The sequence below is a fragment of the Corynebacterium pilosum DSM 20521 = CIP 103422 genome, from assembly GCF_000373805.1.
GTDB classification, from domain to species: domain Bacteria; phylum Actinomycetota; class Actinomycetes; order Mycobacteriales; family Mycobacteriaceae; genus Corynebacterium; species Corynebacterium pilosum.
The window spans coordinates 1-22,427 of record NZ_KB892441.1; the positions used below are offsets into that span (position 1 = coordinate 1).

Sequence of the window (22,427 nt, forward strand, 5' to 3'; positions counted from 1 at the left end):
CTGACCAGCGGCTTCCTTGCTGTTCCGGTCGCCGTGCTGGTAGCCGAGGTGGGCATCCATCTCGGCGTTGAGGCCCCGGTTGATCGAGGCCTGGAGCAGGCCCCGGACGAGATCGTTGGCATCCGTGGTGGAGGTGCCGAGCTCGTCGATCAGCTTCGCCATCTCAGGATTGGCGAGGAGCTTTTCCTCGATCGCTTTGATCTTTGCGGAGTCCTCTGGGTTTCGTCGTGCCACGGTAGTCATTCTGGTTCATCTCCTTGGTGTGAGGGGAATCCCTCACACACAAACCATCTGACACCCTCTCAACCTGAGTAAGAAAACAAACATCGCGATCGTCACCGCAATCAGACGCCAAGGCATGACCGTCTCCGAAGCCGCACGCACATTCAAACGCTCCCGACAATGGATCTACACCCTGCTGGCCCGCTACGACGCCGGAGGACTAGACGCACTCACACCCCAACCACGCACACCACGATCACAACCACACACAACCCCAGAATCAACCATCGAACAGATCATCGCCATCCGCCGCGAACTGTCCTCTAAAGGAGCCGACAACGGCCCAGACACCATTTCCTAGAGTGCTCACACAGCGGCCATGCCCTACCAGCCCAACATCATCGAGAACACTACCCCGAGTACAAAGAAGGCCCCACCACCCAAGAACACTGTTCTAGGCCGGTGAGGCCGACTGTCAACCATGTCGCGACGGATACTGTCAAGTATGTCCCGACTAATCACAAAGCGCCCCAGAGAGGAATCGAACCTCCGACACCGGCTTTAGGAGAGCCGTGCTCTATCCACTGAGCTACTGGGGCAGTGATGCCGTCGCCTTGGAACCTGGTGACCGAACTCCGGCGGAGGGCCGAGGACAGGGGCACCCGAGGCAACGAAAACTAAGGCTACCGCACAAAGCGAAAGCAACATAAATTAGGCTGGACGTACTGTTTCTTGCTGAAAAGCAAAACCTAGTTCAAGACCGGAAGGAATCTTCGAGGACTATGCCACAAACCCAACCAAGTTTCACCGATATCCAGCGCCGCAAGATCGACGTTGAGATCGTCAGCAAAGACGGGATCCCCGCCCTATCCGTGGATAAGGAGCTGCTTGGGGGATCGTCGAAACGCGTCCTCCTGCTGAATCCACACGACGCGCGCCGGCTCAAAACCGCGATTGAGAACTACCTCAACGAGGTTTCGGCACGCGAGCTGAGCGGACACACGGCGTCCCTGTCGCCGCAGGACATGCTGGACCTGTTCGGTATTGACGACGAGGACTAGAACAGGGGTTTACTCCTCGCCTGTGAGCTCGCGCAACTTCGCCCGTACGGCGGAAGCACGCGGGTTCGTCATATGTGAATCATCCGAGTAACGGATGGTGGGCACGACCTGGTTGCCGTCGTTGACGGACTCCACCCACTTTGCGGCATCTTCGTTGCCTTCTGCCTCGATATCGATGGTGGCATAAGGGGTTTCGGTGCGGTCCAAGTGCTTTTGCAGCTTCGCGCAGTGTGGGCACCAGGTGGTCATGTACATGGTGACGTGATCAGTCGGGTTAGACATGGTCTTTAGCAACCTTTCTTTCGTAACGGAGGAACCGGTAACGCAACGGTTCAGGAGAATGGTCCGCGGGGGCGCCGGGGATAACCAGGCGACCTTTTTCTGAGGTCATCCACTCAGTATCTAGCATCAGGGCGAACATGTGCTCAGGCACCTGTGGGGCCAGAACGGCGCGCCGGCCGTAGAAGTCTGCGACGTGGGCGTCGATAAGCGTGATCTCAATGACGTCCAGCGAGTCCATATAGGACTCCCACAGCTGCGGACCACCAAGGATCCAAGCCTCGGTGTCTAGCTCGGGGACTTCGGGGACGACGAAAGCGCCATCGGACCACTCGCCGGCCTCGCGCGAGGAAACGACGAAGTTCTCGCGGCCGGGCAGGGGCTTCTTCGGTAGGGACTCCCAGGTGCGGCGTCCCATTACCACGGGGAAGCCCAGCGTGGTTTCTTTGAAATGGCGCAGGTCCTCAGGCAGGTGCCAGGGCATGGTGGCGCCGTCGCCGATGACGCCATCGAGGGACTGGGCCCAGATCGCGCCGATCATACTGACACCGGGGCCGAAATCTTCGGGTGCGGATCATAGCCCTCGACGGAGATGTCGTCGAAGGTGTAATCAAACATGCTGGCAGCCTTGTTCAGCTTCAACTGCGGGTAGGGGCGAGCCTCCCGGCTGAGTTGCTCGCGGACCTGGTCGACGTGGTTGTTGTAGATATGGCAATCGCCACCCGTCCAGATGAACTCGCCGACCTCTAGGCCAGCCTGCTGGGCGAACATGTGGGTCAGCAGGGAATAGGACGCAATATTAAACGGCACGCCAAGGAACATGTCCGCGGAGCGCTGATAGACCTGCATGGATAGCGTCCCGTCCACCACGTACAGCTGGAACAACAAGTGGCAGGGCAGAAGCGCCATCTTGTCTAACTCCGCCACGTTCCAGGCGGAGACAATATTGCGGCGCGAATCCGGGTTATTGCGCAGGGTATCCAGCGCACCTTGAATCTGGTCAATGTGCTGACCGTCTGGGGTGGGCCAGCTGCGCCACTGCACGCCATAGACGGGGCCGAGCTCGCCGTCCTCGCCGGCCCATTCGTCCCAGATCTTGATGTTGTTGTCCTGCAGCCACTTCACATTGGAGTCACCCTGCAAAAACCACAACAGCTCGCCGACAACACCCCTGAAGAACACCTTTTTGGTGGTCAACAGGGGGAAAGAATCAGCGAGGTTATAACGGATCTGGCGACCAAAAACGCTTCGCGTACCGGTTCCGGTGCGGTCGCCTTTGGCCTGGCCATTGTCCAGGATGTCGCGCAGGAGGTCCTCATAGGGAGTAGGCACAGTCATACCGGTCACCTTAGAACAAATCACGCGAACGTGGAAAGCTTAGGCCTCGAAGCTGCCGTGCTCGTCGAGGAAGGAGGTGGTCAGTTCCAGGATCTGATCCGCCAACTCTGGGCGGCAAATTAGCAGATCCGGAATGTAAGTATCCGCATTGTTGTAGCGCAGCGGCTCACCGTTGAGGCGGGAGGCGTGCAGGCCCGCGGCCAGCGCGACACCGACCGGTGCTGCCTGATCCCACTCATACTGGCCACCGGCGTGAACATACGCATCGTGGTCGCCCAGCAACACGTGCATCGCCTTCGCACCGGCAGAGCCCAGCCCGTCGACCTCAAAGCCCAGGCCGTCAGCCACGTGCTGTGCAATCTTCGGCGGGCGGTTGCGCGAAATCGCAATCTTGCCGGCAAACGGGCCGGAGACGTGGCGCACGTCCGAGGACTTGAATACCACGCCCAAGTCCGGCAGACCCACGGCGGCGTGTTCAGGAACACCATTGATGACGAGGGCGATGTGTACGGCCCAGTCCTGGCGTCCCGTCGCGAACTCCTTCGTACCGTCGAGCGGGTCGACGATCCACACGCGGTCCTTGTCCAAGCGGGTCGGGTTATCGGCAGCTTCCTCAGAGAGGAAACCATCATCGGGGCGGTGCTGGCGCAGCACGCGCGCGATCCAGTTCTGCGCTAGATCATCACCCGCCTCGCCGAGCTCACGCCCCCGAAGCGTGCCCACACCGCGGATCCCCTTCAGGATCTCGCCGGTGCCCTGGGCGATAAGGTTTGTCAGCCGAGAATCAGAATACTGAGCGGTCATGCCTCCCAGACTACAGTGCAACGGCGCATCGCGGGAAGTAACAATGCAGAACAATAACGCTAAAGTAGGCCCATGACCGAAAACATCCTGGACCGCTTTCACCCACAGGTGGCCACATGGTTTTCGGAAGTCTTCGCAGCCCCCACACCAGCCCAGGCCCAGGCGTGGGAAGCCATCTCCGCTGGAGAAAACTCGCTGGTAGTAGCCCCCACGGGTTCCGGTAAAACGCTGGCTGCGTTCCTGTGGTCGCTGAACTCACTGGTGGAACGCCACGGCCAACAAGTCCTGCCGGTCGGCCAAGCGACAGGATCTGAGACCCGTGGCGTAAAAGTGCTCTATATCTCTCCACTCAAGGCCCTGGGCGTCGACGTGGAGAATAACCTCCGGGCACCACTCAACGGCATCGCACGAGTGGCACAACGCATGGACCGGCCCATGCCTGACATTTCCGTTGGCGTGCGCAGCGGCGACACCCCACAGTCCGAACGCGCCCGCCAGGTACGAAAACCGCCGGACATCCTGATCACCACGCCGGAGTCCGCCTACCTGATGCTCACCTCCAAGGCCGCCGCGATCTTAAAAGACGTGGACACCGTCATCATCGACGAAATCCACGCCCTCGCCGGGACCAAACGCGGCGTCCACCTCACCCTGACCCTGGAGCGCCTGCGCCGAATTGCCGGCAACTTCCAGCGCATCGGGCTTTCCGCCACCGTCCGTCCCCTCGACGCGGTAGCGAACTTCCTCGGCGAGAACACCACCATCATCGACCCCACCGCCAAGAAGGAGTGGGAACTCAACGTCCGCGTGCCCGTCGACGACATGAGCGACCTGCCCGTGCCCGAAGACGCCTCCACCATTGGCGACGCCATTATCGACGATGACCTAACCCTCGACGACACACCCGCCGCCCCGAAGTCCATCTGGCCACACATCGAGGCACAGCTTTACGACGAGATCATGGCCCATCGCTCCACACTCGTCTTCGTCAACTCCAGGCGCACAGCAGAAAGACTCACCTCCCAACTCAATGAGCGGTGGGCGAAGGAGCACGACCCTTCGTCGTTAAGCGCGCCCGAGCGTCGCACCCCAGCCCAACTGATGAAATACACAGACACCGCAGGGCACGCCGCGCCGGTGATCGCGCGCGCCCACCACGGCAGCGTCAGCAAAGATGAACGCGCCATCACCGAAAGGATGCTGAAAGAAGGCACCCTGAAGGCCGTGGTGGCCACTAGTTCGCTGGAACTGGGCATCGACATGGGAGCGGTGGAGCTGGTGGTGCAGGTGGAATCCCCACCGTCGGTCGCCTCCGGCCTGCAGCGCGTCGGCCGCGCCGGGCACCAAGTCGGTGCCGTCAGCCATGGCTCTTTCTACCCGAAGCACCGGTCTGACCTGGTGCAAACGGCGGTGACTGTGCCGCGGATGCGCGAGGGTTTGATCGAAGAGCTGCACACCCCGCGCAATCCGCTGGACGTGCTCGCGCAGCAGACCGTGGCCGCGGTGGCCGTGGAAGACATCGAGGTGGACGACTGGTACGAGACCGTCCGCCGCGCCTGGCCCTACCGCGACCTGGCCCGCGAGGTCTTCGACTCGGTGATCGACCTGGTCACCGGCGTGTATCCCTCCACCGATTTTTCGGACCTGCGACCGCGCGCCATCCTCGACGGCACGGTGCTGCGCGCCCGCCCCGGCGCTCAACGCGTCGCGGTGACTAATGCCGGCACTATCCCGGACCGCGGCATGTTCGGGGTCTTCCTCGTCGGCTCCGAGGCAGAGGGGAAGGGACCCCGGCGCGTCGGTGAGCTCGATGAGGAGATGGTGTATGAGTCGCGTGTGGGCGACGTGTTCACCCTGGGCGCGTCCAGCTGGCGTATTGAGAACATCACGCGTGATCAGGTGCAGGTGACACCCGCGCCGGGGCACACTGGCCGCCTGCCGTTTTGGACTGGCGATGCGCAGGGCCGGCCTTATGAGTTGGGGAAGGCCTTGGGTGCTTATCGACGAGAGGCCCACTCGGATCTGGGGATCGTCGATAAGAGCCTGGATGAGAAGGCGCGGGCCAACCTGGCGAACTACTTGGCGGAGCAAGCCGAGGCCACTGGCGTGGTCCCGGACGATACGACGCTGGTGCTGGAGCGGTTCACGGATGAGCTGGGGGACTGGCGGGTGGTGTTGCATACGCCTTTTGGCAAGGGGGTGAATGCGGCGTGGGCGCTGGCGACGGGCTGGCGGATTGCGCAGGACACCGGGATGGATGCGCAGGCGGTGGCGGGCGATGACGGGATTGTGCTGCGCTTGCCGCAGATGGATAAGGAACCGGATGGTTCGCTGTTTGTTTTTGATACTGATGAGATCGCGGAGATCGTGACTGATCAGGTGGGGAATTCGGCGCTGTTCGCCTCCCGCTTCCGGGAGTGCGCAGCCCGCGCCCTGTTGTTGCCGCGGCGGAACCCGGGGAAGCGTGCGCCTTTGTGGCAGCAGCGCCAACGCGCGGAGCAGCTGCTGGATGTGGCGCGGAAGTATCCTTCCTTCCCGATCATTTTGGAGACTGTGCGCGAGTGCCTGCAGGATGTGTATGACCTGCCGGCGCTGGAAACGGTGATGGGGGATCTGAATACGCGCCGGGTGCGGATCGCGGAGGTGACCACCGAGCAGCCCAGCCCGTTCGCTTCATCGCTGTTGTTCAATTACACCGGCGCTTTCATGTATGAGGGGGACACCCCGCTGGCGGAGAAGCGGGCATCTGCTCTGGCGCTTGATCCTTCGTTGTTGGCCAAGCTGTTGGGCACGGTGGAGCTGCGCGAACTCTTGGACGCGGAGATTATCGCCGAGGTGGATGCGTCGCTGCGGCGCGTGGGTAAGGCCGCCACTTCGGAGCAGTTTGCTGACACGTTGCGCATGACGGGCCCGGTGCGTATCGACGAGCTGGAGACCTATACCTCTGTGCCTTTGCACGCGCTGGAGCAATCCTTGGCTGGGCGGATCATGCGGGTGCGCATCGGCGGGCATGAGCACGTGGCCCAAGTGTTGGATGCGCCGCTGCTGCGCGATGGTCTGGGGGTGCCTGTCCCGCCTGGGGTGGCGGCGCAGGTCGATACCGTGGAAGACGCATTGCAACAGTTGGTGAGCCGGTGGGTGCGCACCCGTGGGCCTTTTACTTTGCGTGATCTGGCGGGGGCTTTCGGGTTGGCGGTCGGTGCCGCCTACTCCGCGCTGCAGCCACTAGTCGATGCGGACAAGGTGATCGAAGGCCGCTACCGCCAAGGTGTGGAGGAGCAGGAGTATGTGGCCGCCGAGGTGCTGCGGATTATTCGTTCGCGCTCTTTGGCGGCAGCGCGTGCCCAGACTAGGCCCGTGACGCAGTCGGCACTTGCACGTTTTAGCGTGGACTGGGCCAACGTGGCACCCCAGGGAGTGCGCGCCCCGCTGCGGGGTGCCGATGGGGTGTACACCGTAATTGAACAGCTGGCCGGGGTGCGTCTGCCGGCCAGCGCGTGGGAGTCTTTGGTGCTTCCTTCGCGCGTCGGCGATTATTCGCCGCTGATGCTCGATGAGCTGACCCTTTCCGGCGAGGTTCTCATCGTCGGCGCCGGTAAAGCGGGGGCGCGTGACCCGTGGATCATGTTGCTGCCCGCAGATTATGCCGAGCAGCTCATCCCGCAGTCTGAAGCGCCGGTGCTTAGCCTGACCCAGCAGCAGATCATGGACCGCATGCGCGGCGGTGGAGGTTTCCTTTTCTCTGACTTCGTGGAAGGCACCACTACAGAAGAACTTCGCGAGGCGATGTGGGATTTGGTGGAGGCCGGCCAGATCGCGCCCGATTCCTTTGCCCCGATCCGCGCCCGGTTATCCGGGGGAAAGACGGCGCACAAGGTGAAGCGCCGCCCTTCGCGTTCACGGGTGCGCATGGGGCGCAGTACATTCGCCCCGGCCACACCACCAGATATGACGGGGCGCTGGGCGGCCACGCCTGCGCCGGATACCGATGCCACCTCCCGGTCCATGGCGCAGGGCGAAGCGTGGCTGGACCGTTACGGGGTGGTCACTCGCGGATCGGTGGTCTCTGAGGACGTGATCGGCGGCTTTGCGCTGGCCTACAAGGTGCTCAGCGGCTTTGAGGAATCCGGCAAAGCCATGCGCGGATACTTGGTGGAAGGTTTGGGCGCGGCCCAGTTTTCTACCCCGGCGGTGATCGACCGCCTCCGCGGCCACCAGGACACCGACGATGTTGTCGGCTGGCCTTCCGGTACCCGCGAGCCCAAGGTGCACGTGCTTGCGGCCACCGACCCCGCCAACCCTTATGGTGCGGCACTCCCGTGGCCCGTGCAGGGGCCCACCAGAAGTGCCGGGGCGCTTGTTGTGCTCATCGACGGGCTCCTCGCCGCCCACATCACCCGCGGTGGCAAGACAATGACCACCTTCTTCGACAGCTTCCCCGACGGGGTGGGCGACCCCATGGGCATGGTCGTTGGGGCACTGATCGACGAAGTAGGCCACGGCCGCATCCGGCCCTTGAACGTTGAGAAACTCAACGGTGAGAGTGCCTACGTGCTGCGCGAATACGGGGCGGCAGTCACCCCGCGGGGCGCGAAGATTGGTGGGCGCGGGGGATCGTCGACAAGCAAGAAGCGCGGCCGCACCGTTGCCGAAGCGATCGAAGAGCTGAATTTCGACGATTAATCAGCGCAGGCTAGTCTTCAGGGCATGCCTGAGGGTGATTCCGTCTACCAACTAGCCAAGCGCCTGAACTTCATGGAGGGGCGGGAGGTGACGCGCTGCTCGATACGCTGGCCTAGTGCTGCAACCGTCGACTTCACCGGCCTGACCTGCACACGCGTGTGGCCCTACGGAAAGCACCTGTTCATGCAGTTCGGCACCAACATCCTGCACACGCACCTGAAAATGGAGGGCACCTGGGCCATCCATCGCACCGGCACCAGGTGGCGCAAGCCGGGGCATTCTGCGCGCGTTGTGCTTGAGCTTGACGACGATCACCCCCGCAATATCGAGGTGGTCGGGCACTGGCTGGGGCTGGTCGAGGTCTATCCGACGGCAGAGTATTCCCAGCGCACAAGCTATCTTGGTCCCGATATCTTGGACGAGGAATGGGACATTGAAGAAGTGGTGCGCAGGATCGAGGCCCAACCCGCCAGGGAGATTGGCCGCGCCCTGCTGGAGCAGAAGAACGTGGCGGGGATCGGCAACGAATACCGCGCAGAGGTCTGCTTCATCGCTGGCGTCCACCCCGCGGTACCTGTCAGTGAGGTCGACGTGCGAAGCATTCTTGAGATCTCGCGGCGGTTGATGTGGGCCAATAAAGATTCCCCGGTCCGCGTCACCACTGGGGTGAAACGGGCCGGGGAAACAAGCTATGTCTTCGGGCGCAATAACAAGCCTTGCAGGCGGTGCGGGACCCTGATCACCAAAGGTTTTCTTGGCGGGGAGGGGGATCTGGAGCGCGTCATCTGGTGGTGTCCGCGCTGCCAGCCGGAGCCTTAGGAAGAGGACTTTTCAGTCTCTCCAGTCTTTTCGGACTCCCCAGAATTCTTGCGCTTGTTGTTGCGCACGATGAGGTAGATGACCAGGGCAATGATGGCGACCGCGATGATGATGTAAATGACAGTCGAGTACTGGTCAATCACGTCGGCCACCTTGGTGTATTGGTCGCCCAGCACATAGCCCAGGTAGATGAGCAGTGCGTTCCACACACCTGAACCGGCCAGGGTCCACAGCCCGAACTTCAGCAGGTTCATCCGGTCAATACCGGCTGGGATGGAAATCAACGAACGCACACCCGGGATCAGGCGGCCAAAGAACACAGACGGGGCGCCGTACTTCTCAAACCAGTTCAGGGCCTTGTCGACGTCGTTCGCGTCAACTAGCCACATCTTATCGGCGATGCGGCGCAGGCGGTCCGCACCCAGCCACGCGCCCAAGCCGTAGAGCAGGTAGGCGCCGACCACGGAGCCGGCCGTTGCCCAGATGAAGGTGCTCAGCATGTTCAGCGAGCCTTGAGACACCGTGAAGCCGGCGAGGGGGAGGATCACCTCAGACGGAATTGGTGGGAAAATGTTTTCCAGCAAGATACCGATACCAACACCGGGGGCCCCAAGGACCTCCATCAGGTTGACTACCCAATCAATGATTGCCTGCACTACGCCTTCTCTCTACAAAACTCGTCAATAATAAAATGGTTATCCCATTCTGCCTTAGTTGTCCCTCACGACGAAACCAATAGTGCAAGTTCCCAGCGATCGGCACACTTTCACACACCGTACTCCTATAACCTTGGAAGCATGAACCTCATCCTCAATATCATCTGGCTCATCTTCGCAGGTCTACCGCTGGCGATCGGCTACTTCCTCTTCGGAATTATCGCCTGCATTTTTATCATCACTATCCCCGCGGGTATCGCGTCCTTCCGCATGGCAAAGTTCGCGTTGTGGCCTTTCGGCCGTTCCGTCGTCCAACCCGTCCAGGGCACCGGCACCTTCTCGACGATCAGCAACATCATCTGGTTCGTGATCGCCGGCCTCTGGTTGACCATCGGTCACATCACCACAGCGGCAGCGCAGGCCATCACCATCATCGGCATCCCGCTGGCTATCGCCAACCTCCGCATGATCCCCGTAACGTGCTTCCCCTTCGGAAGGCGCATCGTCGACAGCGATCACATCCCCGTCGGCTGGGAACCGATGATCAAGATGTAGGAATCTCCCAGGTGTGCACCGGCCGGCCTGTGGCTTGGTTCTCTAGGTAGAGCTCTAGCATCCGGGCCATTGCTTGACGACGATCCTCCGAATCCGGGGCGGACCCACGGCCAAAAACTTTAGCAACACCGAGTTGCCAGGCGGCACCATTTTGCCTGGTGGTGGAACGGCCCTCGATGATGCCCAGGTACTCGTCGATAAGCTCCCGTTCAACCTCCAGGGCCACCAAACCCTCGCGCGCCTGGGGAAGTAGGTGTTCCGCGACCAGCTCGGCGGCGCTTGTCCGGCCCAGGGTCGGCCAGACCTGGCGCGAATAGAGGCTATTGCGTGCGGCGGAGAAAAAGTTATCGCGAGCATCATCGAAGGTCAACCGTGACCAGACGGGACGATTTTGCTCCGCGAGGAACTTCACCAGGCCATAGTAGAAGGCGGCGTCGGCGACGATGTCAGCCACGGTGGGACCGGCCGGCAGCAGGCGGTTTTCCACGCGGATATGGGAGAGGTCCAGGCTGGAATCATAAATCGGGCGGTTCCAGCGCCACACCGTGCCATTGTGCAGGTTGAGGTAGTGCAGCGACGGCGAATCACCATCCATGATCGGTGTTGAACGGCCCTCCGGGAGGATGGGGGAGAAGTAGCGCACGTTCTCCTCGAACAGATCAAAGACGCTGGTGATCCACCGTTCCCCGAACCACACCCGTGGCCGCACACCCTGCGTCACTAGCTCGGGCGTGCGCGTATCAATCGACTGCTCGAACACCGGAATCCGCGATTCATGCCACAAGCGGTGCCCCATGAACAGCGGCGAATTCGCACTCAGCGCCACTTGGACACCGGCGATCGCCTGGGAAGCGTTCCATACATCGGCGAAACGGTTCGGGGCGACCTGCAAATGCAGCTGCATCGAGGTGCACGTTGATTCTGGTGCAATGTCCTCGAACTCGTGGGCATAATCCTCAGGGCCGGATATATCTAGCCGCATCAGCTCCCCGCGCGAGGTAATGATTGCATTGTTCAGCGCCTGGTAGCGGTTTTCCTTGGTCATCCAGGCAGGATCCTCGAGAAACTCAGTGGTCATCGTCGGCAACGTGCCAATCATCGCTACCTGCGCGCCGGCCTTTGATGCCGCAGAACGAACAGAGGCCAGCCGCTCATCTAGGCCTGCGTGCAAACGACGCAGCCCATCACCCTCCAAAGACAATGGAGGATGGTTGAGCTCCACGTTGTAGGCACCGATCTCGGACTGGTACTCATCGTCAAGCTCCGCCAGAACCTGCTGATTGCGAGTGGTTGGCTGCATGTGCTTATCGACGAGATTTAGCTCTAATTCCAGGCCGATCGTGCCGTGGTCGATGAACTCGGCTTTCTGGAGGTGAGCATCGAAGACCTCGAGGTCGCTCATCAGACGCCTGCGGTAATCGGTGTGCTGGCGGGGGGAGAAAGTGTCAGAAGAAACGGCGTCGCCCATACCCATAAGCTTAGACAGATACGGGTATGGGCGTGAGCTAAATTACACCAAAATTAGGCGTTATTTCTGGTCGCGGTACCAACCGATCAACGCGTCGGTGGAGGAATCGCCGGTGTCAGCCTTCTCTTCGCCGGACACGGCTGCCGCAAGCTGGTTAGCCTGTTGCTTGCCAAGCTCCACGCCCCACTGGTCGAAGGAGTTAATGTCCCAGATAACCCCCTCAGTGAACGTGATGTGCTCGTACAGCGCGATCAGGGAACCCAGCACATACGGGGTGAGCTCCTGTGCCAAGATGGTGGTGGTTGGGCGGTTACCCGGCATCACCTTGTGTGGCGCAACATCGGCTGCCACGCCCTCGTCGAGGATCTCCTGCTCCGTCTTACCGAAGGCGAGGACCTTGGTCTGGGCGAAGAAGTTACCCATCAACAGATCGTGCATGGAGCCTTCTCCGGAGGCTGTAGGCAGGTCCTCCTTCGGGTTTGCAAAACCGATGAAGTCCGCAGGGATCATCGTCGTACCCTGGTGAATCAACTGGTAGAAGGCGTGCTGGCCATTGGTGCCCGGCTCGCCCCAGAACACTTCGCCGGTGTCATAAGTAACCGCGGTGCCGTCGTGGCGGACCGACTTACCGTTGGACTCCATGGTGAGTTGCTGCAGGTAAGCAGGGAAGCGTCCCAGATCCTCCGAGTAGGGCAGCACCGCGTGGGACTGTGCACCGTAGAAGTTGCGGTACCACACGTTGATCAGGCCCATCAGCGCCGGGATATTCTCGCGCACCGGGGCGGTGCGGAAGTGCTCGTCCATCGCGTTGAAGCCCTCGAGGAAACGCATGAAGTCCTGCGGGCCGATTACAGCCATCAGCGACAGACCGATGGCCGAGTCCACCGAGTAGCGGCCGCCCACCCAGTCCCAGAAGGGGAACATGTTGTTGGTATCGATACCAAACTCCGCGACCTTCTCCGCGTTGGTTGATACCGCGACGAAGTGCTTCGCAATCGCCGACTCATCGCCGTCGAACTTCTCCAGCAGCCAGCGCTTCGCGGCATGAGCATTGGACAGAGTCTCTTGGGTGGTGAAGGTCTTGGAGGCGACGATGAACAGAGTCGACTCTGGGTCGACCTCCGAGAGCACGCGGGTCATGTCTGCTGGGTCGACGTTGGACACAAACTCCGCATTGATGCCAGCAGTCGCGTAGGTGCGCAGTGCTTTCGTCGCCATCGCAGGGCCTAAGTCCGAGCCGCCGATGCCGATATTGACCACGGTCTTGATGGTGCGGCCGGTATGGCCCAACCAGTCGCCAGAGCGTAGCGACGAGGCGAAATCGCGCATCCGGCCAAACACCTCGTGCACATCGGCGGCCACATCCTGGCCGTCGACTTCCAGGTCCTTGTCGACGGGAAGACGCAAAGCCGTGTGGAGCACAGCGCGGTCCTCAGTGTTATTGATGTGGGCGCCGGTGAACATTTTTTCCCGGGCGCCGGTGACATCGGCCTCATCGGCGAGGGCAACGAGGGCATCGACGATCTCCTCGTCGATGAGGTTCTTGGACAGATCCACGTGAAGGCCAGCAGCATCGAGGGTGTACTTCGCTGCGCGATCAGATTCTTCGAACAGGTCACGCAGAGTAGTGTTCTTCTTGGACTGGTAAAGCTCCTCGAGCTTCTTCCAGGCAGCAGTGGTTGTGATGTCAGACATAGGTCCTCCTGATTGGTGGTTTCTATAACATCAAATCTAGTCGGAATTGCACCTTCGTGCTGAGGACTGCGAAAAAGGGCATACTGGTGCTCATGAGCATTGTTAAAATTAACGCACTGACCGTCCCCGCTGAATCTGCAGAGACCCTCGAGGAACGTTTTGCAGCACGCAAGCACGCCGTCGATTCCGCCCCAGGGTTCGAAGGTTTCCAGCTCCTGCGCCCAGTCAAGGGCGAGGACCGCTACTTCGTCGTCACGCAGTGGGCGGACGAAGAGTCCTATGCCGCGTGGCGCGATGGCGATGCCCGCACCGCACACGCACAGCCTGCGGACGGCGAGCAGCCACGCAAGCCAGCGGCCACCAAGGCTGAACTTCTTGAGTTCGAAGTGGTCCTGGATTCCACCAAGAATTAACCGAGCTTGCCGCGCCCCAGGCGCAGCAGGACCCCAGCCAGAACAGGGCCTTCTTCGCCCAGCTCCTCGCGGAATTGATTGATGATGGCAACTTCGCGAGTATGCACCAAGCGGGTGCCGCCGGAGCCCATGCGGGTTTTGCCAATCGCCTGGGCTACTTCGGTGCGGCGCTTCACCGCGTCGAGGATGACGCGGTTGAGCCGGTCGATTTCCTTGCGATATTCCTGGATCTCTGCATCGGAGAGTGGGTCGTCAGTACCAGACGGCATGCGGATCTCAAGATTGTTATCACGGGAATCACTCATGAAAGACATTGTGCCACGTGAGGGCCATAAAATCAGCAATGTCCTGACCACCTAGTAGGTTAGAGTCATTATGACTACAGACCTGACTTTAGGACTTAATCCGCAGCAGACCGCCGCCGTAGAGCATTCCGGCAGCCCCCTCTTGATCGTCGCGGGCGCTGGTTCCGGCAAGACGGCCGTGCTTACCCGCCGCATCGCGTATTTACTGACGCAGCGGGGCGTAGCGCCATGGCAGATCCTGGCCATTACCTTTACCAACAAGGCTGCCGCCGAGATGAAGGAGCGCGTGAGCAGCCTGATTGGCCCGCAAGCCGAACGCATGTGGGTGGCTACTTTTCACTCGGTGTGTGTCCGTATATTGCGGCAGCAGGCACAACTGGTGCCGGGATTGAACACCAATTTCACCATTTATGACTCAGACGATTCGCGCCGTTTGCTCACGATGATCGCCAAGGACATGAACCTGGACTTGAAAAAGTTCAGCGCACGCACGCTGGCCAACGCGATCTCGAATCTGAAAAATGAGCTGATTGACCCAGACCAGGCCAGCGCCAGCGCGCAGACCACGAAAAACCCTTTCGAAACCACCGTTGCGGAAGTTTATGTCGAGTACCAAAAGCGACTGCGTGAATCGAACGCACTGGATTTCGATGACCTGATTGGTGAAGTCGTCCGCATTTTCAAGCAGCACCCACAGGTGACGGACTATTACAGGCGCCGGTTTAGGCACGTGCTTGTCGACGAGTATCAGGACACGAACCACGCGCAGTACGAACTCGTGCACACTCTGGTGGGCGAGGGGCCGGACGCACCGGAGCTGGCTGTCGTGGGTGACTCGGACCAGTCGATTTATGCTTTCCGTGGCGCCACAATCCGCAATATTGAAGAATTCGAGCGCGATTATCCTGCGGCGAAGACTATTTTGCTGGAGCAGAATTACCGCTCCACCCAGAATATTTTGGAAGCAGCGAACGCTGTCATCAGCCAGAATGAGGGCCGACGGCCGAAGAACCTGTGGACCGACCACGGCTCTGGCGACAAGATCGTCGGGTATGTCGCCGATAACGAGCACGACGAAGCGCGATTCATCGCCAACGAAGTGGATAGCCTGGCCGACCAGGGCGTGAACTATTCCGATATCGCGGTGATGTACCGCACCAACAATGCCTCACGCGCAGTTGAAGACATCTTCATCCGCTCCGGCATCCCCTACAAAGTCGTCGGCGGAACCCGCTTCTATGAGCGCAAAGAAATCCGCGACATCATCGCCTACCTGCGAGTGATTGACAATCCCGACGACACCGTCAGCCTGCGCCGCATCGTCAACGTGCCGAAGCGCGCTATTGGCGATAAGGCACAGGCAATGGTGGCGCTGCATGCCGACAACAATGACATCAGCTTTGGTAAGGCGCTTATCGACGCCTCCGAGGGCCGCGTGGACATGCTGGCGACGAGGGCGAAAAATGCGATCACGGGCTTCGTCGACATGATGGATACCCTGCGCGCAGAACTGCCGAGCATGACCAACGAGGTCACAGGGATGCCGGATCTTGGGCAGTTGGTCTCCCGCATCCTGGATATCACCGGGTATAAAGCTGAGCTGGAGGCCTCAAACGATCCACAAGACGGCGCACGCTTAGACAACCTGAATGAGTTGGTCTCCGTGGCACGTGAGTTCTCCTCAGAAGCGGCAAACCAGATGGCGTACCAGGTCGAGGCCGACGCCGACCTCACAAGTTCGGTCGGCAGAGCGGAGATCGTCGAGGCCGACGATGGTGAGCCCGAACCTGGCAGTTTGCAAGCCTTCCTCGAACGAGTGTCTCTTGTCGCCGATGCAGACCAGATCCCTGACAATGAACAGGGTGTGGTCACACTCATGACACTGCACACCGCAAAGGGCCTAGAGTTTCCGGTCGTCTTTGTTACTGGGTGGGAGGACGGCCAATTCCCGCACTTGCGCGCTCTGGGGGATCCCGCCGAGCTGGCTGAGGAACGACGCTTGGCCTACGTGGGAATCACGCGTGCCCGCGAGAAGCTCTACCTCTCGCGGGCGATGCTGCGTTCCTCGTGGGGTAACTCAGTGACCAACCCGGCCAGTCGCTTCCTCGCAGAGATCCCGGAGGATCTCATCGACTGGCGCAGGGAAGAGCCCACCTATGGTCACTCCGCAAGTGCCTGGGGCAGTGGTTCGTCGTCACGCCCATCCCAGCCCTCGCGCTTCGGTTCTAGGGCAAGCGGCCGGCCTCAGAAGCCAGCCGTGAAGGTGAATAAGGACCTTGATCTAACGACGGGCGACAAAGTCAACCACGCAAAGTACGGCCTAGGCACAGTGACTGCCGTCGACGGTGTAGGCGCGCGTGAGACGGTGACTATCGATTTTGGCTCCTCCGGTACTGTCCGCCTGATGCTTATCGGCGGGGTACCAATGGAGAAGCTCTAAATTGAGGCGTAGCTACGAAATGTAGATCCCGCGTGCCGCAAACCATGGGACTGGGTCGACTGGCGTTACGCCATTCGGCTTGATCTCGAAGTGCAGGTGCGGGCCGGTGGAGTGGCCTTCCGAGCCGACGGAAGCGATCACCTGGCCAGCGGACACCTCCTGGCCCACCGAGACGTTATAAGACTGCATGTGGCCGTACACGGAGCGCTCGCCATTAGAGTGCTCCAGCACAACCCAGTTTCCGAAGCCTCGTGCCGGGCCAGCGTTCACGACGGTACCGTCCATGACCGCGTGAATCGGAGTGCCATAAGGCGCACCGATATCGATGCCCTGGTGCATCGCACCCCAACGGGGCCCAAAACCGGAGGTAAACGTGCCCTCAGAGGGCAGAACCACGCGGCGGCCCTGGGAGTCAGACCCTTCCTGGTGGGAGAGCGGGTAGCGGCTCGTCGTTGCTTCAGCTTCGGCCTCGTCGTACTCGGGGAGGGTACGAGGGTCGTAGACCACGGAATACCCGCCGGCGGAGACCGTCGCTCCCGCGGTGGTGATGGATTCTGCAACCTTCACCAACGAATCAAGGGCGGCACCATAATCGGTGATTTCAGCGCCGTCGAGGTTCACGGTCAGCGCGTTGGCGTGCGCGGTCGGGGAGAGCGCAACCACACAGGCGGTGGCCACGGCAATCAAGCGACGTTTCATTGAGTAGTCCTTATTCACAAAGCATCGAGTTGTTCACTAAACGTATTCAACATAGTCGCGGAAAGAGGAGGCTGCAATGGCTCGTCATGCCTGTGACGTGCGGATATGTCGACTGTCTGCGTAAAGATCCTTTCATAAAGCCAGCTCACCCCACCCAAACGCAAGGGGCAGGTGGGGCTAATGTTGCGCATGTGACATAAGGAGTGGCAGGGGTGAAATGGGGGTGGTTACTGTCGGCGCTGGACCTCCATCGGACCTTCGCGGTGGAACAGGATCCCCACCGCATACGCTAACGCTGGGGTCAGCAACACGAGGATGCCGAGTAGATCCCAGTGAATCTCCATGAAGCCACGTGACCCGGTGAGCAGGATATTTCCGGCCGCATCAACATTGTCGGAGGAAGCGGTGATCCACGCAAAGATCACGCCTGCCAGGGAACCGGCGACCGTGCCCAGCAGAACGAGGATGCTGGCGAAGGTCCCAGAGATTCTTCGCGGAATGGAAGGATCCGCACCGACCGCGCGCAGAAGTGCGAACTGGCGGTTTGTACTGGCCGTGGACAGTGCCAGAGTCAGCGCAACCACGACGAGGATGAGCAGCATGACCGCGGCCCCAGTAAGTGCGGGTAGGTAACGTGGCTGTCCGCTCTGGACGGCGGCGGTGAAGGAGTGGGGAATGGTGGGACCGGAGAAGTAATCCGTCAGTGCATAGGCCTGCTTGTCGGTCATCGGCTCGCGAGCTTCGAGCAGCATGGGGCCGGGCTCCGTTTCAAGGTCTAATTGCTCTGCAAGTGCGGCAGTGATGAGGGGCGGACCCGCGTGGCCCGGAAGCACGTCAAGGAATGCCTGATTGGTTCTTATAGGTCCTTCGTTGTGTGCCTTGGGTGCGATCCATATATCCCCCGTTCCTTGCGGCGCTGTGCCCTCGGCGACCAAAACGGCAGGTTCCTGCAGGGCATCAAGTGCGCGGCGCTCGGCTTCTGGGGTAGGGAAGCGGAAAGCGCGTAACGTGTCTTTGTCCGCTACCAGCGTGGTGTACACAGGCAGACTAATAAAGTCCATTTTGTTCTGTGGATAACACTGGCGTGCGGTTTCAGGACTATCGTCGTCACGCCCGCCAGACACACACGAAGAGTCAGCGACCACGTTCAGGTCGGTGGCAACCTGGGTGAGCTGGTACTGCGAAGTCGGGCCCACAACTTGCTCCACGGCCGCGATCGCAGGACCGTATCCATCGTCGGGAAGAGTATTGCTGGAGTGGTCGAACAAGAACATTGTCTTGGAATTAAAAGTGGCATTGCTCAGCGACACAGAACGTGCGCTACTTGCCATCGATCCCGTGATGCCCGACACCGTGATGAAGCTTGTCACGAGCACGAGAGCAACAATCGGGACAGAGCGCAGGGATTGGCGCGCTACATCGCGCATCGCAAGGCGCGGAACGGTGCTTAACGACGATCCCGCCTTCGACACCAACCAGACAAGCAGAGGCGCGCAACCGGCTAGCCCAATCACAATCAGGGGCCACGACAAGGTGCGTGCGAGAACGAAGAGGAGAATGGCTGGCCACGAAAACGCTTCGAGGCCTGCTGCCGAATAGAGGGTCGTTTCGCTAGCGCTAGTCAGCAGCGAAAGGCCGATACCAACCGCGAGAAACACCAACCCTAGGAGCATCCAGGGCCTGAATCGCAGCATCTTATCGGGCGCACCTCCCGCAATCGCGGCCGCCAAAGGCAGGCGTGTAGTAATAATTGCTGGAATAAATGCTGCGACAAACGCGCCGATCACGGCACCTAACCAAATGACACCCGTCGTCGGTACGTCAATCGCTAGCGGCCACTCGGGGTAGCGCACCAGCCAATACGCACTGGCGGCTCCGATGCCTAGCAGCACACCGGCAGTAGCACCGATCAGGCCAGTGAATAGTCCGTAGGCGACAACTGACTGCCGAATATGCCCTCGCGTTGCACCTTGTGACCGCATCAAGGCATAAGTTCGGGCCTGTTTTCCTGCCGCGAGGGAAAACACGGGCGTGACAAAGAGGAACAGGAAGATCATTGCCACCAGTAGGGTGGCCCATGCAAGAACATCGATGAAGATTTGGTCACTTAGCGCCGAGTGCTGGTGAAGATCCTTCGACTCCACGATAAAGCCTTGCGCGTTGAGGCGCTGCACATCCTCCCACGTCATGGTTTCCGAACCGACAGCGTGCCACGTGACAAACACACCAGCGTCGTCCAGCGCATCGTCGGTAGTAACAGTTGCCGGGTCGAGCAGCGTCGGTGCGGCCACGACGGCTTGGTAGGTTGCCGCCCGCCCCGTAATGGTCCACGTGCCATGGCCCTCTGCAGTCACCGTGTCGCCGATATTCACTCCGAGGCGCTGCATAATCTCGGTTGGGAGATAGACCTCGTTGGGCCCCGGCAGAGCGGTGGCCGGGGAGTAGCTGACCTGAATAACATTGATTGACGCGGTGAGGCCACCAGCGGACAGATCGACCGTGGCGTCCACAGTAGACGCGATATTAAAGTCTGGGAGCGCTGCCTCCAAAGTGCGCTGGACCGGCAACTGTGGGTTGGGGCCTGTGCATGCCGGCCCGCGTTCCTCTGCCGTTTGCGTGCACTCGGCCGAACCACTGACCCAGATAGTATTCCGCTGCTCGCGCAAGGCATTTTGGGTCTGCGTGGATTCATCCACCATGTACAGGCCAGTCAGCAGTGCGACTGGCACAAGGATCATGAGGAAAGCAGCAAGCGTGCGCCACGGGTGGCGGCGCATATCGCGCCGGGTGGGGCGGGTTAAGGCGGTGAAAGTGCTCATGGTTAACTCGCCCGTCCATCGCGCATCAAAATGGTGCGATCGGCCCAGCCCGCAAATCGCGGTTCGTGGGTGACCAGCAGCCCGGCTGCCCCGGCGTCGACGCGTGCGCGCAAAACGTTCATCACATCATCGCTGGTAGAAGAGTCGAGGGCGCCGGTGGGTTCGTCGGCAAGCAACAAGGTCCGCTGGCCGATCAAGGCGCGGGCTATCGCCACACGCTGGGCCTGCCCGCCGGAGATTTCATCAGGATAAGCGTCATCCAGGCCGGCAAGCCCTACTTCGTCCAGTGCGCGGGTTGCGGCGTCCCGGCAGTCCGCAGGGCGCATTCCGTCGAGCTCGAGCGGGAGGGAGATATTTTCACCGACAGTCAGTGTCGGCACCAAGTTGTAGTGTTGGAAGACCACCCCGACCTTCCTACGCCTTAACTCCGCAGCCTTCTTCGGCGACATGCTGGAGGCTTCGACCCCGTCGAGCAGGACGCGCCCGCTGGTGGCCGGCTGGAGGAGCCCCGCTACGTTGAGCAAGGTCGATTTTCCGGACCCGGAGGGCCCCATTACGGCGACTAGTTCGCCAGGTTGCACCGTCAGGTTCACGCTGTCCAACGCGGTGACTGTGCGGCTCCCGTCGCCGAAAATGCACGTCACGTCAATCATTTCGAGTGGGTAGGTCATGGCTTGGGTCCTTTTCGGGAGGAGTCATTCATCATGGCCTCGACGCGGTCGAGGAAGCGGGCATCGGACTCGAGGTCGAAGATGCGGCGTTCAGCGGCAAGTCGCTGCGCACTGAACGACGAATCGGTCTGTCGTAGTAGTTTGTTGACCTGCTGAATTTGAGCGAGCACTGCACGGCGTTGAGTGTCCAAGACGTCGAGAAAATCAACATCTGACCGGTCGATTGCCAGCGATACCTTGATCACAAGTTCGTCCCGCTCTGTGGCAGGGCGCAGGACTGGGTTGGTCCACCACGCCGCAATTTCTGCGAGACCCTCGTCGGTAATCGCATAACTGACAGCTTCGTGCCCGGTAGCGGTCAGGGTGCTTCCCACAGGTGTGATGCATCCGTCGCGCTCAAGCCGGGTCAAGGTTTGAGTGACTTGCCCCATGTTGAGGGTCCAGAAGTTGTCGGTGGCTTCGTGGAAGGAATGGCGAAGTTCGGCCGGCGTCCGTGGCTGCTCTGTGAGCAAGGCCAAAAGGGAGTGTCTGATTGACATAGGCGGATTCCTTGGCTTGGATATCGAGCTTGGTTACTCGGTAACCATCAAGTTACTGGGTAACCTTTATGTGGTCAAGAGGGATAACGAAAAACCCGCCCCGCAGCAACGCTGCGAAGCGGGTGATTCGACAGAAAAAGTTAGAGGAAGATGCCGCGCTGTGCCAGCCATGGCTGCGGGTCAATTGGGCCCTGGCCGGCTGGGTGGATCTCAAAGTGGAGGTGGGAGCCGGTAGAGAAGCCACGGTTGCCCATGCCGGCGATCTTCTGGCCGGCGATAACGGCATCACCCACGGCAACGTCCAAGGTCTCCATGTGTCCGTAGACGGAGATGGAGCCGTCGCCGTGCTGGATGCGAATCCACTGGCCGTAGCCCTGAGCTGGGCCGGAGTCGATCACGGTGCCGTCCATGACTGCCAGGATTGGGGTGCCCACCAAGTTGGCGATGTCAACGCCGTTGTGCATGGTGCCCCAACGTGGGCCGAATCCAGAGGTGAATGCGCCTTCAGCAGGCTTGACCACTGCTGGGCCGCGCATTGCCTTATCTGCTTCAGCAAGTTCGGTGGAGTACTCAACAGCCTTCCCCAGCTGTTCGTCCAGGTTCTCGGTGGGCTTGTACTCGGAGATTGCGAGGATTTGTGGAGCCTCTTCGACTGCCACGTCGGTCTGTTCGATCACGTCGCTATCGTTGGCCAGCGTGTAATCAACGTTGGACTCTTGAGGAGTGCTCTGCTGTGCTGCCTGCAAGTTGGCGGCAGCGGCGCCGCCGGCGCCAGCAGTGGAGAGCGCGCCGGTTGCTACTGCAACGAGTGCTACGCGGCCCTTATTAGGGGTTTGCTTACGGTGCTTTCCACCGGTGCGTCCCGCGCGGGTAGTCGTGTTAAGCATGAATCCTCTTTTTCAAAACTGTTCACGATCCGTTCTGTGTCGGGATCGTAACCATCTTGTTATCTGCCGAGTGC

Annotated in this window: 20 protein-coding genes, 1 tRNA gene and 1 pseudogene; 7 read left to right on the top strand and 15 right to left on the bottom strand. The window is 60.5% G+C overall.

The genetic code is table 11. From position 1 onward, the window contains the following. Positions 1-243 (bottom strand): annotated as a pseudogene (locus B097_RS0103035) (IS256 family transposase); the annotation flags it as partial. Positions 244-307: 64 nt separating this feature from the next. Between B097_RS0103035 and B097_RS12380 the strand changes: the two are divergent. Continuing rightward, a complete protein-coding gene (locus B097_RS12380) occupies positions 308-583 on the top strand; it encodes a helix-turn-helix domain-containing protein (protein ID WP_040429309.1) in 276 nt (91 codons plus the stop codon). A gap of 165 nt (positions 584-748) precedes the next feature. Here the strand turns inward: B097_RS12380 and B097_RS0103045 are convergent. Continuing rightward, positions 749-821 (bottom strand) — tRNA-Arg (locus B097_RS0103045). Positions 822-1,004: 183 nt separating this feature from the next. Between B097_RS0103045 and B097_RS0103050 the strand changes: the two genes are divergently transcribed. After that, entirely contained in the window at positions 1,005-1,283 is a 279-nt protein-coding gene (locus B097_RS0103050; RefSeq protein ID WP_018581071.1) for a cg0963 family protein, read from the top strand. 9 nt (positions 1,284-1,292) lie between these two features. On the opposite strand, the gene B097_RS0103055 is transcribed toward B097_RS0103050, so the two are convergent. The 4 genes from B097_RS0103055 to B097_RS0103070 are packed head-to-tail and all read right to left on the bottom strand — an operon-like array spanning position 1,293 to position 3,704. Next, a complete protein-coding gene (locus B097_RS0103055) occupies positions 1,293-1,565 on the bottom strand; it encodes a mycoredoxin (protein ID WP_018581072.1) in 273 nt (90 codons plus the stop codon). After that, complete coding sequence (locus B097_RS0103060; RefSeq protein ID WP_419761037.1) at positions 1,558-2,046, bottom strand: dihydrofolate reductase; 489 nt, start codon at positions 2,044-2,046, stop codon at positions 1,558-1,560. The genes B097_RS0103055 and B097_RS0103060 overlap by 8 nt, the downstream gene beginning before the upstream one ends. A gap of 53 nt (positions 2,047-2,099) precedes the next feature. Then, entirely contained in the window at positions 2,100-2,900 is an 801-nt protein-coding gene (locus B097_RS0103065) for a thymidylate synthase (protein ID WP_018581074.1), read from the bottom strand. Between the two features lie 39 nt (positions 2,901-2,939). Continuing rightward, complete coding sequence (locus B097_RS0103070) at positions 2,940-3,704, bottom strand: 3'(2'),5'-bisphosphate nucleotidase CysQ (RefSeq protein WP_018581075.1); 765 nt, start codon at positions 3,702-3,704, stop codon at positions 2,940-2,942. A 72-nt stretch (positions 3,705-3,776) separates the two neighbouring features. On the opposite strand from B097_RS0103070, the gene B097_RS0103075 reads away from it, so the two are divergent. Together B097_RS0103075 and B097_RS0103080 are read left to right on the top strand one after the other, a co-directional pair. Further along, positions 3,777-8,387, top strand: coding sequence for an ATP-dependent helicase (locus tag B097_RS0103075; RefSeq protein ID WP_018581076.1), 4,611 nt, complete (start codon positions 3,777-3,779; stop codon positions 8,385-8,387). Positions 8,388-8,411: 24 nt separating this feature from the next. After that, positions 8,412-9,206: a DNA-formamidopyrimidine glycosylase family protein gene (locus tag B097_RS0103080; protein WP_018581077.1), complete on the top strand. Its 795-nt coding sequence runs from the start codon at positions 8,412-8,414 to the stop codon at positions 9,204-9,206. Here the strand turns inward: B097_RS0103080 and B097_RS12385 are convergent. Then, positions 9,203-9,862 (bottom strand): DedA family protein, encoded by a 660-nt coding sequence (locus B097_RS12385; protein ID WP_018581078.1) that lies wholly within the window; start codon positions 9,860-9,862, stop codon positions 9,203-9,205. The two genes, B097_RS0103080 and B097_RS12385, sit on opposite strands and share 4 nt — an antisense overlap. A 141-nt stretch (positions 9,863-10,003) precedes the next feature. Between B097_RS12385 and B097_RS0103090 the strand changes: the two genes are divergently transcribed. Next, on the top strand, positions 10,004-10,417 hold the full coding sequence (locus B097_RS0103090; RefSeq protein ID WP_018581079.1) for a YccF domain-containing protein: 414 nt from the start codon (positions 10,004-10,006) through the stop codon (positions 10,415-10,417). Here B097_RS0103090 and B097_RS0103095 read toward each other — a convergent pair. Together B097_RS0103095 and pgi are read right to left on the bottom strand one after the other, a co-directional pair. After that, a complete protein-coding gene (locus tag B097_RS0103095) occupies positions 10,407-11,885 on the bottom strand; it encodes a glutamate-cysteine ligase family protein (protein WP_018581080.1) in 1,479 nt (492 codons plus the stop codon). The two genes, B097_RS0103090 and B097_RS0103095, sit on opposite strands and share 11 nt — an antisense overlap. A 60-nt stretch (positions 11,886-11,945) precedes the next feature. Beyond that, on the bottom strand, positions 11,946-13,580 hold the full coding sequence (pgi, locus tag B097_RS0103100) for a glucose-6-phosphate isomerase (RefSeq protein WP_018581081.1): 1,635 nt from the start codon (positions 13,578-13,580) through the stop codon (positions 11,946-11,948). Positions 13,581-13,672: 92 nt separating this feature from the next. Between pgi and B097_RS0103105 the strand changes: the two genes are divergently transcribed. Then, a complete protein-coding gene (locus tag B097_RS0103105; protein ID WP_018581082.1) occupies positions 13,673-13,993 on the top strand; it encodes an antibiotic biosynthesis monooxygenase family protein in 321 nt (106 codons plus the stop codon). Here B097_RS0103105 and B097_RS0103110 read toward each other — a convergent pair. Beyond that, on the bottom strand, positions 13,990-14,298 hold the full coding sequence (locus tag B097_RS0103110) for a chorismate mutase (protein ID WP_026254264.1): 309 nt from the start codon (positions 14,296-14,298) through the stop codon (positions 13,990-13,992). The genes B097_RS0103105 and B097_RS0103110 overlap by 4 nt on opposite strands. A gap of 70 nt (positions 14,299-14,368) precedes the next feature. On the opposite strand from B097_RS0103110, the gene pcrA reads away from it, so the two are divergent. Continuing rightward, the gene (pcrA, locus tag B097_RS0103115; protein ID WP_018581084.1) at positions 14,369-16,738 is read left to right on the top strand and encodes a DNA helicase PcrA; all 2,370 of its coding nucleotides are present in this window, start codon (positions 14,369-14,371) and stop codon (positions 16,736-16,738) included. Between the two features lie 12 nt (positions 16,739-16,750). Here pcrA and B097_RS0103120 read toward each other — a convergent pair whose 3' ends face one another. From B097_RS0103120 to B097_RS0103140, 5 genes are all read right to left on the bottom strand, one after another. Then, on the bottom strand, positions 16,751-17,437 hold the full coding sequence (locus B097_RS0103120; protein WP_018581085.1) for a M23 family metallopeptidase: 687 nt from the start codon (positions 17,435-17,437) through the stop codon (positions 16,751-16,753). Positions 17,438-17,664: 227 nt separating this feature from the next. Beyond that, on the bottom strand, positions 17,665-20,256 hold the full coding sequence (locus B097_RS0103125) for an FtsX-like permease family protein (protein WP_018581086.1): 2,592 nt from the start codon (positions 20,254-20,256) through the stop codon (positions 17,665-17,667). Positions 20,257-20,258: 2 nt separating this feature from the next. Further along, a complete protein-coding gene (locus B097_RS0103130; protein ID WP_018581087.1) occupies positions 20,259-20,927 on the bottom strand; it encodes an ABC transporter ATP-binding protein in 669 nt (222 codons plus the stop codon). Further along, entirely contained in the window at positions 20,924-21,466 is a 543-nt protein-coding gene (locus tag B097_RS0103135; RefSeq protein ID WP_018581088.1) for a PadR family transcriptional regulator, read from the bottom strand. Before B097_RS0103135 ends, B097_RS0103130 begins: the two co-directional genes overlap by 4 nt. Positions 21,467-21,606: 140 nt before the next feature. Beyond that, positions 21,607-22,353, bottom strand: a complete 747-nt coding sequence (locus B097_RS0103140) for a M23 family metallopeptidase (protein ID WP_018581089.1) — start codon at positions 22,351-22,353, stop codon at positions 21,607-21,609. Positions 22,354-22,427 lie beyond the last annotated feature (74 nt).

Coding starts and splice junctions, on each gene's coding strand:
- B097_RS0103050 (WP_018581071.1), top strand. CDS start 1,005: ATGCCACAAACCCAACCAAGTTTCACCGATATCCAGCGCCGCAAGATC.
- B097_RS0103055 (WP_018581072.1), bottom strand. CDS start 1,565: ATGTCTAACCCGACTGATCACGTCACCATGTACATGACCACCTGGTGC.
- B097_RS0103060 (WP_419761037.1), bottom strand. CDS start 2,046: ATGCCCTGGCACCTGCCTGAGGACCTGCGCCATTTCAAAGAAACCACG.
- B097_RS0103065 (WP_018581074.1), bottom strand. CDS start 2,900: ATGACTGTGCCTACTCCCTATGAGGACCTCCTGCGCGACATCCTGGAC.
- B097_RS0103070 (WP_018581075.1), bottom strand. CDS start 3,704: ATGACCGCTCAGTATTCTGATTCTCGGCTGACAAACCTTATCGCCCAG.
- B097_RS0103075 (WP_018581076.1), top strand. CDS start 3,777: ATGACCGAAAACATCCTGGACCGCTTTCACCCACAGGTGGCCACATGG.
- B097_RS0103080 (WP_018581077.1), top strand. CDS start 8,412: ATGCCTGAGGGTGATTCCGTCTACCAACTAGCCAAGCGCCTGAACTTC.
- B097_RS0103090 (WP_018581079.1), top strand. CDS start 10,004: ATGAACCTCATCCTCAATATCATCTGGCTCATCTTCGCAGGTCTACCG.
- B097_RS0103095 (WP_018581080.1), bottom strand. CDS start 11,885: ATGGGCGACGCCGTTTCTTCTGACACTTTCTCCCCCCGCCAGCACACC.
- pgi (WP_018581081.1), bottom strand. CDS start 13,580: ATGTCTGACATCACAACCACTGCTGCCTGGAAGAAGCTCGAGGAGCTT.
- B097_RS0103105 (WP_018581082.1), top strand. CDS start 13,673: ATGAGCATTGTTAAAATTAACGCACTGACCGTCCCCGCTGAATCTGCA.
- B097_RS0103110 (WP_026254264.1), bottom strand. CDS start 14,298: ATGAGTGATTCCCGTGATAACAATCTTGAGATCCGCATGCCGTCTGGT.
- pcrA (WP_018581084.1), top strand. CDS start 14,369: ATGACTACAGACCTGACTTTAGGACTTAATCCGCAGCAGACCGCCGCC.
- B097_RS0103120 (WP_018581085.1), bottom strand. CDS start 17,437: ATGAAACGTCGCTTGATTGCCGTGGCCACCGCCTGTGTGGTTGCGCTC.
- B097_RS0103125 (WP_018581086.1), bottom strand. CDS start 20,256: ATGAGCACTTTCACCGCCTTAACCCGCCCCACCCGGCGCGATATGCGC.
- B097_RS0103130 (WP_018581087.1), bottom strand. CDS start 20,927: ATGACCTACCCACTCGAAATGATTGACGTGACGTGCATTTTCGGCGAC.
- B097_RS0103135 (WP_018581088.1), bottom strand. CDS start 21,466: ATGTCAATCAGACACTCCCTTTTGGCCTTGCTCACAGAGCAGCCACGG.
- B097_RS0103140 (WP_018581089.1), bottom strand. CDS start 22,353: ATGCTTAACACGACTACCCGCGCGGGACGCACCGGTGGAAAGCACCGT.